The sequence below is a fragment of the Legionella sp. PC997 genome, assembly GCF_014109825.1.
In the GTDB taxonomy this organism is placed as follows: domain Bacteria; phylum Pseudomonadota; class Gammaproteobacteria; order Legionellales; family Legionellaceae; genus Legionella.
Genome location: NZ_CP059576.1, coordinates 2354511 through 2372499, shown reverse-complemented (window position 1 = coordinate 2372499; position 17989 = coordinate 2354511). Strand labels below are relative to the sequence as shown.

Here is a 17989-nt window from a genome sequence, read left to right as displayed (position 1 = left end):
TATAGAGGGAGTGTAGCGAGAAATCTAGGTATCGGCATAAATTTTATATAAAGCAATTAAATGAAGGGATTATTAAGGCTCACCCTTATAAAATTTTATAAGGGTGAGCCTTATTGATAGAATGTTAGAAGTTAAAATAGCTTCTATCATAACAATATAAAATATGTTTTTGTTTTCCTAATATGACTGTAGTTTTCTTTGGTGTTGACAGTACCTTCGCTTTTGTAATTTTTTTAAGAGTACAAACACGTTCAGTGGAATCAATTTTTAAAAAGTAGAAACCACCAACAGGAGTTACAGTTTCTGGTAGAAAGTACGCCCCGTTACGCATCTCTACAGCTGTAAAAGAAGGCGCAGTTGTAACACCTTGAATGCTCACTTTATTATTCACTTCGGTAACATTTGCATCCACGTCTACATCGGTAGCAGTCATGTTGCTTGTGGATTGGTTCACATTTGTAGTGCTACTGGTTCCTTGATTATCATTTGAAGGAGTGACCGATGTATTTGTACTAGATGGAGTAGTAGTTGTATCTGCTCCAGGTGAAGTACTCGTAGAAGTATCCGTCGATGGGGTAGATGTAGAAGTATCCGTCGATGGGGTAGGTGTAGAAGTATCCGTAGATGGGGTAGATGTAGAGGTATCCGTCGATGGCGTAGTGGATGTCGTAGTTGTGTCATTTGGAGTACTCGTACTTGGGCTTGCTCCATTAGACTGATTCATATTATCGTTGTCGGCTGCAAAAACAATCGTACTACTTAAAAGAAGTAGTGTGCCTAAAATAGGTCCTTTTTTACTCATTTTCATTCTCCTTAAAGTTGAGAGCTATTCAGATATTAGCATAGTACTGGAAATTTTGTTGTCAAAAAGGTTGTTTGTTGATAAAAGTGATTTAATTGTTGTCTTTTGGGGGCTGGCAATACCCTGAAGCTCCCAAATGTTTTGGAAATATCTTCCAGTTAGTAGAGAGCCAGTCGAAAAGATTAAAAACCAAATTTAAATCAACATAATGATTTCAGAAATAATAAACGGATATCTTTACTATAATATCAAATGAGTTGTAAGTTAAACTAAACTATAGCAATGAAATTTGCTGCTTCATAAATCTACTCTTCACGCATTTGGAGGTAGTATGGAACACGAAACACAACTATTGGGTGAACAACTCATGGCGGGTTTGAATCCTCCATTTCCTACAACATCCTCCGAATTCATCACGGTGCTGGCCCATTTTCATCGAGCTGAAATTGCTCGGATGGCAGGATGGCGTGATCGAATTGATCGCACAACCAACTGGGCGATTACGGCTTCAGCTGCAATGCTTTCGCTGTCTCTCTCAACGCCTTCTGCTCATCACGGGGTGCTCTTGTTTGCAATGTTGCTCGTTCTGCTGCTTCTACTTATAGAGTCGAGACGATATCGTTTTTTCGATGTCTACAGAGCTCGTGTCCGTATGATTGAACGCTATTATTTTGCTCCTATATTCCTGTCCACCAAGGCCATCGAAGAGCCGTGGGCACGCACTCTTGGACAAGACTTGCGTGAACCGCGCTTTCTCATGAGTTTCGGCGCGGCCATATCGCGTAGGTTACGCAGAAACTATGTGTGGATGTTACTCATTTTGCTCATGGCATGGATCCTGAAAATATCTTCTCATAAGCTCCAAATTGGAGGAGGGCGTCAGGAAATAGCAATGTCTTTTCTCGGAGTTGTGGAGAATGCTTCATTGGGTCCTATTCCTGGATGGGCTGTTATTACACTGGTTGTCTTGTTCTTTATATGGGTCGCTTATGCTTGTCTTCATTCACCAGAATATACTGGCGAATTATTATACGGTGATGTGCATGTATGAGGAGAGGGGCGTATTTAAAGCTCAAAGTTGTTTAAGAGGGATTGTCTGTATATTCCGTTCGGTTTTAAACATTTGTTCTTGAAAGATAAAGTTAATGACGCCTTTGATATCGAATAAGCTGTCTTGAGTTCAAGACAGCTACTCATGCTTTCTTTCACTCATGGAACTGTAAAATTAGGTCATTTCATTCACTTTATTTATCAAACAATGCTCCTGGATCCATGCATGCAATTCACTGACAAGATAATTTGCTACTTCATCTTCGGGCATGTGATTACTTAGAATCTCGCAAATAGTTACAAATGACGATTCGTAAATAATTGCATTGAGCATGGTGAGTTCTAAATGTTCTAACTTCCGGTATCGTACATCAAGATGACGACGCCAAACCATTACACATTGTGGCATTTGAAGCTTCTTAGGCTTGGGAAGGGATTTATTACTGCGTAACGCATTAATAAGAGAAAGACTGTTCCATTCCATAGTAATTATTTTACAGGATGGATGCAGATAAAATTTCATTTCAGGCCATTGATTTAAGGGTAAAGATTGCAAATCAGCCACGGAGAGTATGTTTGCATCATGCGCTACAATAGCTTGATATTCTGCCCATTCAAATGCAGCAATTTCAGCTAAATAAGGTTTTTCCTTATAAGGCAACGTTTCAGTCAAAAATTGATTAAGATTTGACCCAAAATTATTGAGCGAATAGGAGTATGATGGATATGAATGACTATAATTTCCACTCATTTGGCTAAATTCTTCGTCACCCATCAGCGCTGCCAAGGTGCTGTAGTCGCTCATTAATGTTTCTTCAAGCCGGCTGTAAAATCCATTGGCATAGATGGCCACTCTATCTGCAATGGAGCCATGAGGTGGAGCATCAAGATGAGGATTAATCAGCGGCTCAGATGTCAGAATAGAATTTTGTAATAATGTATGTAGTTCAGATAGTTTCATGTGCTAAACCCGTTTTTTCGTGCGATAAACAACTTAGCTTAATATTTTTGGCGTATTCTAATTCTTGCCATAACTCTTCAAAGGGGGGTATACGGTCATCACGCTCAATCATCGTAGATACTTCCCCAAATCGTTTAATCGCTTGACTGTAGAGGTCCCAGACTTCGGTGATAACTGGGTGATCATGTGTATCAATTATGTAATCACCGCAATTCAGATGTCCCGCTAAATGAAATTGTTGAACACGATCAACTGGAATGTTGTTCAAATACGTTTCGGGGTTAAAGCCATGATTATAGGAGCTAACATAAATGTTATTTAGATCAAGCAAGATCAAGCAATCTGCACGATTAGCAATTTCTGAGAGGAACTCCCATTCAGTCATTTCTGATTCTTTGTACGTGATATAACTCGATACATTTTCGAGTAATATCCTTCTTTGGTAAAAATCTTGTACCCATTTAACTCGCTCTACCACGTGAGCTATGGTGTGCTCGGTGTAAGGTAGGGGTAATAAATCATGGATATTACGTTGATGAACACCCGTCCAGCATAAGTGATCAGAAATCCACTTTGGTTCAATTCTGTCCGCTAACTGTTTCACTCTCGTTAGGTATTCTGTGTTAATAGGGTCGGTGCTACCAATCGACAGCGATACCCCATGCATCACTATTGGATAGTTTTCACGCACTTTATCTAAATAATGAAGAGGATTTCCTCCGTCAACCAAATAATTTTCAGTGAGAATCTCAAACCATTCTATTGGCGGGGTGTGTTCCAAAATATATTGGTAATGTTCTGTTCGTAAACCAAGTCCCATTCCTAGAGCGGAATATTTTTTAGAATGAGTTAGTGTATTTTTTTCCATCTGTTTACTTTTCCTAGAGAGGTAGAGAGGTGAATTGATGTCTCAAAGAGACATCAATTTTAATACATTATGATTTACAGTTGCTTTTTCCTTTACAGCTATTTGTACCTTTGCAACTATTAGTACCTTTGCATTTGTTTGTGCCTTTGCAGCTATTGTGGTCGCTCTTACAGCTGTTAGTACCTTTGCATACGTTTGTACCTTTACACTTATTGGTACCTTTGCAGCTATTATGTCCTTTGCATTTGTGAGTTGCTTTACATTTATGATGACCTTTGCAGCAGTTTTTACCTTTACAATGGTTTTTACCATTGCAATTGTTTTTTGCTAAATTGATTGGGGAGTTAGAGTTACTCATATTGCTGTCGGATGCAGAAGAGGCATAAACCCCTGAAGTAAACAAGGCTGCAGCTGTAGCGGCAAGAATTAAACTTCGCTTATCCATTTTTAATCTCCATATTGTTATATACAGCTAGTTAATTTAACAGCTAAATAAGAATAGATGAATGAGGTAATAAGTACAAGTAAGCAGGTAAAAGAGAGTACTTCCAATTTCACAAAGTCTTCAAAGCCTCTCATTGTAAAATTATTAATTACGGCCTAAGCTGAACGAGCGCATGGAAACTGAGCCAAATTGAATTTTTTCAAATTCAAAGTCTAGTGAATCATCCGCTTCTGAAGCGCCTAAAGTGTACAGTAAAGGGAAGTAGTGGTCCGGCGAAGGAACACTTAACCGACCGACCTCTGTAAACAGTAATTCTTCAAGCAGAGGTTTATAATTTTTTTGGCTAATACATTGTTTTACGTGTTCATCAAATTCTATTGCCCATGGATAAGGGGGCGCATTGGGATTATCCCAAATGATCATTTTGTCATTATGAACAATATTTCCACTGCCGACAATGAGTACTCCCTGGTTACGTAATGATCTGAGGCGATTACCTAATTCAAAATGATACTCAGCTGGTTCTGCCATATTAATACTTAATTGAATAATGGGTATATCGGCATTAGGATACATATGATTAAATACAATCCAAATACCCTGATCAAATCCCCAATGTTTATCCAGTTGAATATGTGGTGTTTGAATTGCTGCTTTGACTTTCTCTGCTAATTCCGGCGCACCTGGCGCAGGATAGTTTACTTTAAATAATTCAGTAGGACCCTTGTGAAAATCGTGTATTGTCCTGGGAAAAGGGGTGTGGGTAATCCATGTGCGTGCAGTAAGCCAATGAGCAGAAATACAAAGAATTGACTCTGGAGGAGGTAGTTTTTTTGCCAACTTCCTAAGCATTTTTGTGAAGGGATTGTCTTCAATCGCATTGACAGGACTTCCATGTCCGATAAACAAAACGGGCATCTTAGTATGCGTCATAATATCTCCATTGGCTGTGAATAAACTATCCCTATTATGATTTTAGAATAAAAATCCATTTGCACAGGGAATGAATGTAGTCAGGTTGCTTGCAACCAGGAATATAACTCTCTATTCTTTCTTGCAAGTAAACTTTAATAATCTTTGGGTGCAAGCAACCGCCTATTTTCTTGTCCCCGAAGGTTCGTCGCTTTAGGATAGTTCTGGATCCTGCGGACAAGCGGTGAGGCCTAGGGGTGATGAATTCGCGATGGGTAGAGAATTCAGTTGTTGGCAAACCCGCCGCCCTTGTCGATTTTGCTTGAGGAACTACTCATCATGAAAAAAAATAATATTGTTGTTTTGGATGCTAAGCCTTTAATTAGCGATGGTTTATGTCTCGATAGTCTTTATGAATTAGGGGAAGTTCATCTTTACGATCAAACACCTCCGGAACTCATTCTAGAACGTGCGAGAAAGGCTGAAATTATCCTTATTAATAAAGTGAAATTAACGGAACAGCACTTGGGTGAGCTTCCACACCTTCGTTATATTGGCGAAATGGCCACTGGTGTTGACAATATTGATCTTAGGGCGGCTGTAAAACATAATATTCTTGTAACGAATGTCCCTGATTACAGTACCGACAGTGTGGCACAACATGTGCTTGCTTTGTTACTTGCTAACACTAACCGTGTTGAAGCTCACAATCAATCTATCCAAAAGGGTGAGTGGCAAACCCAGCCTTATTTTGCCTATTGGCTAAATCCCATAATAGAATTAACGGGAATGACTTTAGGATTAATGGGTTTTGGAAGAGTGGCCAAGAAAGTTGCCCTAGTGGCCAATGCTTTGGGAATGAACATTATTGCTCACAAGCCGACACCTTTTTACGATAAACAAGTAAGGTGGGTGAGTTTTGCAGATCTTCTACAACTAAGCGACGTATTAAGTTTGCATTGCCCGCTGACGGAGTCAACACAAAATATTATAAACAGTAATACTTTGAAACAAATGAAGCCGACAGCAGTGCTCATTAATTCTGGGCGCGGTGGTTTGATAAATGAAACAGCCCTGGCAAATGCGTTAAAATCAAAACAAATAAATGCTGCTTACCTTGACGTTCTGAGTCAAGAACCTCCAAGTATTGATAATCCTTTAATTGGTTTATCTAATTGCATTATCACGCCTCATATTGCTTGGGCTTCTGTAGCAGCACGTAAACGTTTGTTAAATACAGTATGTGAAAATATTGCTTCTTTTGTTAATGAACAACCTATTAATGTAGTACGTATTTGATCGAAAAGATCCACCCAGTTGTCCCATTTACTTTTGCAATCTTCAATAATTGTTTCATGTTTGAATCGATCAAGAAGGATTGAAGCGAAAGACAAGCTGGGCTGCTAGCCCAGCAGGAAGTGTTATCTTAATGATGATTTTGTTGGAGATGGCTCGTGTTCGTCTTTTCTTTGTACCTCAGGCTTACTGAACAAAAATCCAGGTTTAAATCCAAAAATGCCACTTGAATTACCTTGTCGTGGAGTCTCAACTGAGGCAGGACGTTGTTGACTTTGGAAAAACCCAGGTCTCAATCCCATAAAACTGGTCGTATTACTTTGTCTTCCAGCTTCCATTGGACCAGGTTGTTGTTGACTTTGGAAGAGGTCAGGTCTGAATCCAGAGGTTTGAAGAAGCCCAATCAATCTTATTGCGAGTACCATTTCCTCCATACTGGAAAGATTGAATGGGAGATTTAGAGAGTCTTGCTCGGGTTGTTCCGTTGGTTCATGTATTTCAGCGGATGAAAACCCACATTCGGTTAATTCATTTATATCTTTTTTGGATAAATGTCTTGTCTTCTCTTGTTTTGCATGTTGCACAAGACTATCTTTCTCTTCCTTAGTTAATTTACGTTCGTTTAAAAATTCTTTTTCAAGTGGGGAATCTTTAAATCCAGTATAAAAAATTCCAAATGCTTTTAAGAGTGTATTGACTTCTTCCTCAGTAACGAATTGATCATTAGCATGTCCAGGTGATTTCTGAGCACTCAGTAATTGTTCGAAAAAATGCTTTAGTAATTCAGGTGTTACCTCTTGATCAAAACTATAATGAAAATGGGGTGTATGGGTTTCTTCTCCAACTACATGATGACGTTTTATGTGTTCAGCATCCTCTCCACGAACCATGTTTTGGAGATGTTCCAATGAAGCATGCTCAGACAATAAATGATTAAACCGTTCCCTCACCTGTGCAGCTAAATGTTTGTTGGCTGGATCAGCAGTTTCAAAATTGACATTAATCACATCGTTTATCACGACTAAATAAATAAAAACACCTTCTTTAGATTTTAGATCTATTCTAAATCCCACAGTCATCCCCTTGTATGAATTGTTATGAATCAAAAATTTGCCGCATTGTATTTAAAAAACCTTAAGCGAATATTAAGAAGTTGGGGATATTTACTAATAATGGATATATCTAGAAAGCAAAAAGAGATTTTTGAGGTTTGCATTTTTTTTGAATATTGCAAGTTTCTTGGTAATTTTATATTCTTCGCAGCAAAAGTAGTTTACTAGATTCGTCAAGGATGCGCCGCATGGTACAAAGGATAATTACCACTTTGGTTTTAGTCTTAGTTTTTCCTAATTTAAGCTGGTGTATAGAAAAGAAAGGATTAATAAATATTCCTGGATTATATTTAGGTTTGTCAGGGATTAAGGATAATTCCTCCTATAATTTTCGACGCGCTGAATCGAGCACTTCCTCACTTTATCTAGATTTTGATCGCTTTGACTGGTATGGCTCAGGTTATGGGGGGGAGATTTTTTTGGGATATGGTAAACGGGTTATAAAAAATGTTTCCCTCGCTGTAGAAGGTTTTTATGACGCCAGTTCCAATGAGGGAAATATCAAATTCATTGACTCAAATACACTTTACACGCGAAACCTTCACGGGACCTTTCGCCAAAGATGGCAATACGGCATTGTCGCACGACCCGGATTTAATATTAATGAATACGCCCAATTATATGGACGGGTTGGATATCTCATCAGCAACATACAACTGAGTGGCGGAATTACCCAAACTGGAGTTTTGGGCGGGTTTTCTGGGAAGTTTTCCTCAGATAAGAATTGTCAAGGGGTACAATTGGGACTGGGAGTGGAAATGCCGTTGAACTCAAGACTGAATGCCCGTATCGAATGGGTATGGAATAGCCTGCAAAATTTTACCAACCAATCACTAATTAAAGACTCAAATTTAAATACCTACACCACCTTTAGAAGGGCATCTAATATTACATTAGAACAAATTAAAGTAGGTTTAAGCTGGTAACTTTAGTTGAGTTGTAAAAGTTAGACAAATGTAGGTGACTGCACAATCATTTCTCACTGGAACGCGCTCATTCTTTGAATTATTTAGGATTTAAGCCCCGTACGGGGCTTATCAGGTTTATTGTTCAGAAAATATTTGGCAATAACCAATATTTATCATTTTCTTTTCTATTTCCGACTCTGAAAATTTGGCTATACTTTATAAGATATGGAATAATATTGTACAGATCTTTCTTAATATTGGTCCGCTAATATCAAACCGTTGCTTGTAATTTAAGCAATGGCAAATTAATGAATAGAAAAGCGTCCTAATATCATGAAATAGGGAGATTATCATGGATATTGATTTAGGAAGCGCAGATGCCGCAGTTGGAATTTCCTTTAATGTAATTACTGATTTTCTTCGTGAGTTAACGCGTATTGGGCGATTACCGGACCATTTGGAATTTGACCGCGACATTGGAGGACAACCCTCTCATATCATTGTTCTTTTCGAACCTTTTGAGTTTGTAATGATAACCCAGGAGCCTGACACACCACGAAGTATATTGCGTATTTTGGGAACCCTTGAGATACGACCAGCATCAGACCCCAATGCCACTCCATTGACTGTGCCTCTTGATGCAGCGGCAAAATTAACCATTATCTTGGTCGACTCTGATCCTGTAGCGGAGATAGGCTTTCGTTATGATGGAATTGAGGGCACGCCTTCACCTGCTGAGATTGCAAATGATATCGACAACTTCATGAATAGCTCAGAAGTCCAGGATATATTAGCGAATACACGGTTGCCAATTGCTGATAGCCTCGTAGAAGGGCTGAATAACACACGATTTATCGATCCAGGTACAAAGCCCGACCCTTCTGAATGGAATATTGAGATTACTTTAACACCGGCTGACTCTGATAGTGTCGATGCCTTTGTGGTATCTGCCAGTCCACCAGAAGCTTCCGCAACATTAACAATAACAAAAAGTTTTGTCGCTCCACGTACTGGACTTGCTATCGCATATAACAGGAATTTCTTGGACCTGGTTTTAGATAGAGGGGTGGCAGCTAAAATAGGCCAGGAAGTCGATGGGGCTAAGATAACATCCTTGTCCATGTCAATGGCTGATAATGGAATTCAAATAACGGGACATGTGATTCGAGCAATTGATACGCCAGTTATAGATGTAGCTCCCGATGTTGATATTGATTTTAATGGGGTGGCTATTCCAGTGCTAATCCGTGGTACCACAGGCATGACAATGGATACCTCTGGCATTGACGTAGATGTTGATGATAGCGATGAGATCTTCTATGGAGCGCTGAGATGGGTTATAACAGTCGGTGCGTCAGCACTTCTCTTCACTGGAGTGGGGAGTTTCACTGCTCTAGGTATTCTTTTGTGGCTCACACTGGTTCAGAAAGTTTGGAACGGCGGTGTGGAACTGGACAATGCTCCCAATATCCTACGAGAGAGCCTCGGTTCCGGTCTTGGGGCTCAATTGAGTTTACTGGCTGCATCTCTAGACGATTCAACACCAGCCGGTGAACTCTCTGTTGATGGTACTCCAGATTCAGCTTTAGTAGTGAATGGCAACATGGTTTTGTTTGCTCAGGTTATTATCACTTCAATGATGGCACGGATGCGCTCAGCTGAATATTCTCACAAATTAAGACGTTTCGTAATTTTTGAACTCGACGACCGGCGAAAATTTCGTGCGCAAGAATTGGCGAGGCTGATGCAGAATGGCAAAATTTATGTTTCGAGTTTTCATCAGGTCGATGGAAAATATGTGCGCTCGAATCACGATGATTCATCAGCTAATAATTTGCTAAAAGTATTTAAGGCCAATGAGACGAGAGAAGTTGTTGTAAGAAATCAATAAGGTGTTCTCAATAGAGGTATTTCAAACTTATAGAGAATACCCTCTGTCTTCTTTGCCCTCTAAAGCGTGATTTGCCTCTATTGCCTTTTGTACTTGTTGAAAAGAATGAATTATAGCGGGTAATTTTTGCATCGCCGCCTCAAAACCTGAACCACACTTTTCCTTTTGCATTTGGTTTACTAAATCCATTTCTAATAGAGAAACATTAGTATCCTTTGCTGAGACCGAACGTACCATACCGTAATCATAAGGCATAGTATCCATAAACCATTTTAAAGCTATTTTTTCACTTTTATCCATTTTATCAATGGTTTCTTTTAAAGCGAGCATAGATGGTACCATTAATTGAGTATATACCTCTGGATTTCCTATTTTAACGACCAAAGGGGTTGATTTGCCAACCTCATAAATGTTAAGCATGGCTTGTAACGTTTCCTCTTTAATTAGACTCGCTGTTTCTGCTAATTGAGTGAATATGTCCTCCGGATCAAACTTTCCTTGAATCCTTAAACTAGAATACTTATAGATCGCATCTTTTACAGAAGGGTATTCTAATAAGTTATTTATATCGGTGGGAGAAAATAGGACAAGGGCTTTTTTATTATCTGGATTTAAAAAGTCCACAAACAGTTGAGGTTCGATTCGACTTCCTAGGCTATGAATAATGTCATCAATATGATATGCATAACCACTTTCAGAGATAAATAATTTATCTTGGGGTATATTTGCAGAAGAGTTTTTAGTCTTGTTCGCTGTAGAAGCGCTAGTTCCCCCTTTAGCATTGCCGCGATTCATATCAAGTCCGGGCTCAGTATAAACGGGCAAATCTATTGGTTCTCTTTCTTTTATTAATTCTTTAAATTTACTCTTTAACTGTTCAAATTTTTTTTTCATGACTTTCTCAAAAAAATTACTTATTAAAATAGTGATTAATTAAAATATAGTATGATTTTTGAGAAGATTGGTTCAGGTTTATGCTATTGGTAGGTGTACAAGGCCACTACTTATTCAATAACAGACCTCACCTCTGTTCGCAGTTATGTAGCCTCGATGTATTTGCTTTAGGTTGTGGGAGGATTAATGAGTTCGGTAAATTTTTGGTCATTCCAAAGTTATTTTGTATAATTAACAACTCATATAGTATTGGGGGTAGAGAAAGTGCGTAAAGTAGTTCATGTCCTAATATCAGGTGGGGGTATATCGGGCTTAACCTTGGCTAATTTATTAGTCCGTATTGGTAAAGATGTAAAATTTCACATTACCCTATTCGACTCACGACCCAATTTGAATAACACCCAAGACAGTATTGGTGGCGGTATTGGTCTTTGGCCTCCTAGTCAGTTGGTGTTGAACTATATACCAAACTATCAACAATTCATTCAAAAATTTGGTTTTCCCATGCCTTTTCCAAGCTATCGAGATTCAGAGGGAAGGATTTTGGCTAGAGCAAACGATGATTTTGGAAACCGATTTCCTGTTCAATGTTTAAATCGCGATGATTTAATCAATATGCTATTGGAAGGTTTAAAAAATAGAGACGATGTTGAAATCATTACATCACAGAAAATCAATGGATATAAAAGAGATAAAGATGAGGTGGTAGTTACTCTTGATGGGGGTACATCATATAAAGGAGATTTACTAATCGCCTGTGATGGCATCCATTCAAAAATACGAAATTGTCTGATGTCTGAATTAAAATTACCCCCAGTCCATGAAACAGATCTGGGTTATACTTATTTTCGTGCAAATGTGAAGCTCCCAATGGATTCCCAACATAAATGGTGGTCCTCATCATTCGAAACATGGGGAACTTACCAATCCAAAAAGTACGGCAAGCATGAAGTTCGGTTTGGTTATGTGCCACTAAAAGCTCCCAACATCTTTTGGTTTATCGCTGTTAAAACCCAAGAAAATCACAAGTATCTATCGCCAATTAAGGGCGTTCGGTTAGTAGACGAGAATACTAAGAGATTTTTGCAAGATTTGGTTAGGGAATGGAGGCCTGTGCGCACGGACTCTGGTGATGTCGCAGTGGATTACCAGGAATTAATCAATTCGACCACTGAAATAATTAGAACTGATATAGCTAAAATTGAAGGAGTGGAACAGTTTCCCTGGACATCACGAGATAATCGGATCGTGCTTATGGGAGATTCCGCTCATGCTACCGCACCAAATATAGCCCAGGGGGCAGGCTTATGTATCGAAGATGCAGCGTGCTTGGCATCTAAATTGGATCGAGTTGATTATTTACAGGGCATCACAGAATACGAACAAGAACGAAAACCACGGGCTAAAACAGTTCAGAGTATCGCTGATTTGGTAGCTTCCACCGGCCAAGTTCAAAATTCATTTCTGAAAATGTTAAGAAACGGCGCTATGCGTACCGGTAGTCACTTTTTTCCTTCATTGCAACAGGGGATATTTGAATATTTAGTATCTTACAGCCTTGGTGGATCAACGAAGTCACCATACTGGCAGGTTCCTTCATTATCGATAACTGATAATGAGTCCTCATCTGTCTTTGGAAGAGCTTTTCCACAGACTCATTTACTTGACAATCAGATAAAAGATTTTAAAACGTCTCGCATTGGCGGTAGTGGGGTAGGGGTAGTCACTGTAGAAAAGCCGACCTCTTTAGCAAAAATAATAGGCTATGTTGCAGGTTTTCCTAGGGACATGTGCCAGCAACCATTTTACGCTGAAGTAATTAATTTATCTAAAGATGTGCAACGTTGGAACAGGGTATTTGGCTATAAAACGCCCAAGCAGAAAACATATTCAACCACACATTCACTCTACAGTGGCTTTAATCGACAAATGCATTTAAGTGAAGGCATAGGAGGAGGGCTAGATAAAGCGTTTCGGTTTATTTATAAAATACAGCTACAACCCGATAATTCGTTAAAATATGAATCTCAAGGTATAACATTTTTTGATTCATTTAAAATACCTTTACCTACTTTTCTATTACCCAAATCAGAGTGGATCGAAAAGCCAACAGAAAAAGGATGGAAGTTTGATGGCAAAGTTTCTTTTCCTATGATTGGCACTTTATTGCATTACTATGGTCATTTCCAAGTGAACAGAATGGATGTTGGGAAGAATAAACGAGTAATTATAGCCGGTGGCTCTGGAATGATCGGAAAAGAAGCCTGTTTGGAGTTTATCAAAAAAGGATATGATGTATATTGTTTAAGTCGCTCTTCAGATACCCAAATAAATATTGAAGGGGTCAAAGTCAGACAAATTGATGAGGATTGGTCTGAGCTAATTGATAAAAACACAATTATATTAAATTTGAGTGGCGAAAATCCAGGCGCAAAAAAATGGACCTCTACTGTTAAATCAAATATAGCAGAATCTCGCTTTCGGGTCATTGATACCATAATTCGCAATATTGATAAAGCTCGCGAAAAACCGTTAAAGTATCTGCAAGCGTCTGCTGTGGGGTTTTATGGAAATGCGGGCGATACCCTTTTAACTGAAGAAAGTGAATCAGTCCCAGGTAGTGATCCTGGAACTAAATTCAGAGTGGATGTCTGTAAGGAAATTGAAAATAGAGCAAATAAAGCAAATTGCCCTGTAGTTAATTTAAGACTTGGACATGTGTTATCGAATGAGGGTGGTCTTTTGCCCTATTATAGATACTCAGGATTCTTTGGTGCAGGGAGATTTGGTTCTGGTGATCAATTTGTTCCTTATGTGCATGTTAAAGACGTTGTCAAAGCCATTGAGTTTATTGCTAACAATGACAAAATCAGAGATGGAGCAATAAACATAACCGCTCCGCAAGCTTGTACTAATTCTGAGATTTTGAAGGAGTTACGATGGGTTAAATCCGGACTCGGGATACCACTGCCAGGAGCAGTTTTAAAATTACTCATTGGCGAATCCTCAGTTATATTAACTGACTCAGAACGTGTATCTCCGAAAAGATTACTCGAGAATGGCTTTGAATTTGATTACAAAACCATAAATGAATCCTTACATGGGTTGCAATAGTAAGATGCTTCCTAGTTTTTCCTTTTATAGCGAATGTTAGGTTAATTGTAAGTATTGGCAATCCAATGAGCAGCAGATTTCCTATTATCTTCTATACTAATTTAAAAAGTGTTCCTGCATATGGTTATGGGCCTGGTGATGGAAGATAGTATGATGCTTTCTAATGCGCCGAAAATAGTAAAACATCAATCTTCAATTCAGTTCTCTTTTCACTTTCTGAAAGTTCATATTTTTAATGATAAAGCCTGGGTACAATTAGCCGCCCCTCCCCTGAATATTTTAAATAATGAGATGCAAATTGAAATAACTAGCGTATTTCATCAATTAAAAATGAGGAAGGATATTTCAGTCATTTCTTTATCGGCACAGGGAAATAATTTTTGTAGTGGGATCAATATTAAAGAAATTTTTCAAGGGTTAGAATTTGGTAAAGGTTTAAAATTTTGTCTCGATTTTGCACGAATGCTCGATGCTATTGCTGCGGTAAATAAACCTATTTTAGGTTTTATTAAAGGTTATGCCTTCGGTGCAGGTGCTACACTTGCCGCACTCTGTGACTATTCTATTGCGGCTCCAAATGCAAAATTTAGTTATCCAGAAAGAAAAATTGGTCTCAAACCTTCTGTTAGTTTGCCCTATTTAATTCCTAGAATGGGGAATCTGGCAATTTTTCCCTTTTTATCAGGAAAAATATGGAATGCACAAGAAGCTCTAAAATTCAAACTTATCGATGAAATATGCGGCGATAAAAATAAATTGATTGTAAAAAAGAAATCTCTTCTCAAACAATTTAGCAATTCTCCTATGCGCTTAAATCGTAGCTTTATTCCCCAAAAAAACAATATAACTCTCGATATGGATTTTTCCTTAAAAAATTATTTTGAAAGTATAAAAAGAATTTATCCTAATAGAACCGAGGAGGGAAGAGAAATGCTCATTCAATATACGGCACAAGATCTATTTAATGATCTCTCTAAACCTCTAGCGCTAGAGTTATTTAGTCGTTATTTTAAGCATTAAACTAAACCGCTCTACTAAACCTAATTTGTAAATAGGTTTGCTGCAGGGATTTTATAGATTAAATGGTTTCTGATTCAATCTTTTTACTACATGCAAGAGCCCCAATCAGACTCACCTTTTTTATTAATCTTAAGTTGACGAAATAAGGCATTTATGATTAAGTTTAAAACTTTAGGATTACAAAGGATTGTTTCTATGAGATTTATTGTCTTAATGGTGTCATTCTTGTTCCCCCTATTAGTACATGCAGAGGAAACTGCATCCTCACCTGAATTTCTAATCCAAATGATGAATCATTGTTATGAAGATGAAAATAAGCTTGGTACTGAATTAGCGGAATGTATTTTAAAGAAAATGAGAGGTGTAAATAACCCTAATGGATATCATGTATTGATGAAAGATGAAAATTTTAGCAAAACCGTTGCAAGCGAGTTTACTTTGCTCATCTACGATAAATATGGAAATATCCTTATATGCAAAGGGATAGCAAAAGAAAAAATAGTGTTTAAACAGTGTGACACTAAAAAAATTATTAATTTTGATCCCCAAAAAATGCCAATAGATTTGGATTTTTGAGAATTATTATAAGGAAACCACTTTAGAAAAACTGGCCTGGAATCTCTACTTCAAAATATTATTCATTCTGGTTAAAAATTTTAATTTTTCATGCTTACTTTTTGAAGCATTTTATATTGGCGCAAATTTCCAGATTCTAATCATTAGAAGAACCTGGAAATACCAATTTGCAAAATCCTCTGACTTAAAAGATCCTCAGGACATAAAAAAACTGCCTTATAAATTCGTCAATGTTTATATGACAGATTAAATACCGGTTCACCAGAAGGCTTTTTTCTTTCTTTTATGCTTTTGACAAAAAAGGCGCTACTCCAGGAAAATTTCAAACTATTACAAACCATAAAGGCATTTTAATTACAAGAAAAATTTTGAAAATGTCTCTGGAGGGGGCTTTGTATTCTACCGAGTTCAGTAAGAACATAAAAAAAGGATAAGTGTTCATAAATGATCGGCTCATGGAAAAAATAGGTCTTGTGAGAAAACTGAATGCGAACAGTTCTGAAGCCATTGAAACAATACAAAAAGATCACCAAGAATTCTTGTCAAAAGAACGGTCCCCTAAATTTTATGCGACAATATGCTTCGCTCCTAGTGGATGATATTAGAGGTTTCCAATCACAGATAAAACAAAGTGAGCAAATACAACAAAAGTCCGGTCATGTAGCGCATCCTCAGGGTGGGGAAGTAAACCCAGCGCAGTCAATGAAAGATCAAATGCAAACCTTGAAAAGCCAAGGTACTCCAACGGTAACACCAGCAGTTACTTCTCAACAAAGTACTGAGAAAACTGGTGTGACTTTCCATGTAAATCGTTGAGGTGATTTATGCCTAATCCTGAATTTAATCCTAATACTCGTATCGATTATCGGGATAAAAAAAACTACAATGAACATCTTAGTCAAAAGAATAACTATAACTGGCATTATTTTCAAAATACAGATCGTCGACGTGAGCTACATGACAGATATAAGCTACATGTCAGCGTTGATCCAAAGGTATTTCCGGAGGTTGAAGATCAAGTTCATACGATACTCAATAGAGCAATAAAAAAAGGTTCGATTATCACCTATAAAACCTATGATGTAATGAGGAATCATAAAGAAGATTTGAGTCCAGAGGCACTTCGACAACAAAATAACCCCTTTGTTATCTATCTCAATGACGAACAAGCCACTAATCCTCAGTATTTATCTGAAATCACCCAAGTATGCAAAGAAATCGAAAATGTCTTATACCACTCCAAAGCTGGTGAACATAGGGCAACAAGTGATTTACCACTAACTCCTCATATTATCTTTCGTCAAGCCATTTTAGATGGCGATGTGAATCCCGTTAGAGATAAAGTTCCCTATAAACCAGCACAGGGTAACGATGCCGAGACCCTTAAAGAACAAGGGAAGGGATCTATTCCCTATCAATTACTAATAGAAAATTTACACGACTTTAGACCCATGGAGGAATTGGTTTCTTCTTACAAACCTCCGGAGAAATCCACGGATCAAACTGAGGAGCCGCCTAAGCCAGGTAAACCTTGGGTTCCACTGGATGCATTCCCCACACAAGAAAAACCTGAGGCACTGATGTCAGAACCCCATAAATCTTGGATTCCATGTGATGGTTTCCCTATACAAAAACCTGCTTTCCCAAGTGATAAACTTGAAGAGGTAAGGCTTGAACAAGAGAAACCATGGGTTCCTCTTGATGCGTTCAATGAAGAAGTAACTGAAAGGCCTAGTCAGGGATCTAAAGCACGGCTTTTGGAACTAAAAAACTCAAGACCTGGAAGACAGCCGAGTGTAGCTTCGGAACCACAAAGTTACGATGAGTTATCAAATTCACCACAGTTATCAAAGCAAACCTTACAGACAATAAAAAAAGTGACTACCCAAGAAGATCCTTCGGAACAAATTAAGGAAAAACCGAGTATTTCTTTCCACTTTAAGCATGAGTAGCAGGTCGTTTATATTCATTTGAATTTCGGTTTCTTCATTCATTGAGCTTTGCTGAAACCTTAAACTGCAGTGGTTTTTGATGCAGACTGAGAATATTCTCAACTCCCAAATACAGTCTGTAAAGGTAGCGAAGGGGATTTTGCCTTCTGAGACATAACATGGAAATTTGGGCATTAGCTAATATAATT

At 38.1% G+C, this 17989-nt stretch carries 16 protein-coding genes; 9 read left to right on the top strand and 7 right to left on the bottom strand.

Going from position 1 to position 17989, the window contains the following annotated elements:
• Positions 1-124 precede the first annotated feature (124 nt).
• A complete protein-coding gene (locus HBNCFIEN_RS10185; RefSeq protein WP_182390985.1) occupies positions 125-802 on the bottom strand; it encodes a hypothetical protein in 678 nt (225 codons plus the stop codon).
• A 331-nt stretch (positions 803-1133) separates the two neighbouring features.
• Here HBNCFIEN_RS10185 and HBNCFIEN_RS10180 point away from each other — a divergent pair, with 331 nt between their 5' ends.
• The gene (locus HBNCFIEN_RS10180) at positions 1134-1853 is read left to right on the top strand and encodes a DUF2270 domain-containing protein (protein WP_182390984.1); all 720 of its coding nucleotides are present in this window, start codon (positions 1134-1136) and stop codon (positions 1851-1853) included.
• A gap of 174 nt (positions 1854-2027) precedes the next feature.
• Here HBNCFIEN_RS10180 and HBNCFIEN_RS10175 read toward each other — a convergent pair whose 3' ends face one another.
• From HBNCFIEN_RS10175 to ygiD, 4 genes are all read right to left on the bottom strand, one after another.
• Entirely contained in the window at positions 2028-2813 is a 786-nt protein-coding gene (locus HBNCFIEN_RS10175; RefSeq protein ID WP_182390983.1) for a putative DNA-binding domain-containing protein, read from the bottom strand.
• Positions 2800-3681, bottom strand: coding sequence for a DUF692 domain-containing protein (locus HBNCFIEN_RS10170; protein WP_182390982.1), 882 nt, complete (start codon positions 3679-3681; stop codon positions 2800-2802). The genes HBNCFIEN_RS10175 and HBNCFIEN_RS10170 overlap by 14 nt, the downstream gene beginning before the upstream one ends.
• A 42-nt stretch (positions 3682-3723) precedes the next feature.
• The gene (locus tag HBNCFIEN_RS10165; RefSeq protein ID WP_182390981.1) at positions 3724-3993 is read right to left on the bottom strand and encodes a hypothetical protein; all 270 of its coding nucleotides are present in this window, start codon (positions 3991-3993) and stop codon (positions 3724-3726) included.
• A 277-nt stretch (positions 3994-4270) separates the two neighbouring features.
• The gene (ygiD, locus tag HBNCFIEN_RS10160; RefSeq protein ID WP_182390980.1) at positions 4271-5059 is read right to left on the bottom strand and encodes a 4,5-DOPA dioxygenase extradiol; all 789 of its coding nucleotides are present in this window, start codon (positions 5057-5059) and stop codon (positions 4271-4273) included.
• 318 nt (positions 5060-5377) lie between these two features.
• Between ygiD and HBNCFIEN_RS10155 the strand changes: the two genes are divergently transcribed.
• Positions 5378-6337 (top strand): D-2-hydroxyacid dehydrogenase, encoded by a 960-nt coding sequence (locus HBNCFIEN_RS10155; RefSeq protein ID WP_182390979.1) that lies wholly within the window; start codon positions 5378-5380, stop codon positions 6335-6337.
• Positions 6338-6459: 122 nt separating this feature from the next.
• Here HBNCFIEN_RS10155 and HBNCFIEN_RS10150 read toward each other — a convergent pair whose 3' ends face one another.
• A complete protein-coding gene (locus HBNCFIEN_RS10150; protein ID WP_182390978.1) occupies positions 6460-7407 on the bottom strand; it encodes a hypothetical protein in 948 nt (315 codons plus the stop codon).
• Between the two features lie 227 nt (positions 7408-7634).
• Between HBNCFIEN_RS10150 and HBNCFIEN_RS10145 the strand changes: the two genes are divergently transcribed.
• A complete protein-coding gene (locus HBNCFIEN_RS10145) occupies positions 7635-8372 on the top strand; it encodes an outer membrane protein (protein ID WP_182390977.1) in 738 nt (245 codons plus the stop codon).
• Positions 8373-8883: 511 nt separating this feature from the next.
• Positions 8884-10245, top strand: coding sequence for a hypothetical protein (locus HBNCFIEN_RS10140; RefSeq protein WP_182393731.1), 1362 nt, complete (start codon positions 8884-8886; stop codon positions 10243-10245).
• A 27-nt stretch (positions 10246-10272) separates the two neighbouring features.
• Here the strand turns inward: HBNCFIEN_RS10140 and HBNCFIEN_RS10135 are convergent, their stop codons facing one another.
• Entirely contained in the window at positions 10273-11139 is an 867-nt protein-coding gene (locus HBNCFIEN_RS10135; protein WP_182390976.1) for a hypothetical protein, read from the bottom strand.
• A gap of 264 nt (positions 11140-11403) precedes the next feature.
• On the opposite strand from HBNCFIEN_RS10135, the gene HBNCFIEN_RS10130 reads away from it, so the two are divergent.
• The 5 genes from HBNCFIEN_RS10130 to HBNCFIEN_RS10110 all read left to right on the top strand — a co-directional run bounded on the left by HBNCFIEN_RS10130 (position 11404) and on the right by HBNCFIEN_RS10110 (position 17801).
• Positions 11404-14253: a TIGR01777 family oxidoreductase gene (locus HBNCFIEN_RS10130; protein WP_182390975.1), complete on the top strand. Its 2850-nt coding sequence runs from the start codon at positions 11404-11406 to the stop codon at positions 14251-14253.
• A 150-nt stretch (positions 14254-14403) separates the two neighbouring features.
• The gene (locus HBNCFIEN_RS10125) at positions 14404-15273 is read left to right on the top strand and encodes an enoyl-CoA hydratase/isomerase family protein (RefSeq protein ID WP_182390974.1); all 870 of its coding nucleotides are present in this window, start codon (positions 14404-14406) and stop codon (positions 15271-15273) included.
• Between the two features lie 153 nt (positions 15274-15426).
• Entirely contained in the window at positions 15427-15849 is a 423-nt protein-coding gene (locus HBNCFIEN_RS10120; RefSeq protein ID WP_255464187.1) for a hypothetical protein, read from the top strand.
• Between the two features lie 486 nt (positions 15850-16335).
• Positions 16336-16665, top strand: a complete 330-nt coding sequence (locus HBNCFIEN_RS10115) for a hypothetical protein (protein WP_182390973.1) — start codon at positions 16336-16338, stop codon at positions 16663-16665.
• An 8-nt stretch (positions 16666-16673) separates the two neighbouring features.
• A complete protein-coding gene (locus HBNCFIEN_RS10110) occupies positions 16674-17801 on the top strand; it encodes a hypothetical protein (RefSeq protein ID WP_182390972.1) in 1128 nt (375 codons plus the stop codon).
• Positions 17802-17989: the final 188 nt, after the last annotated feature.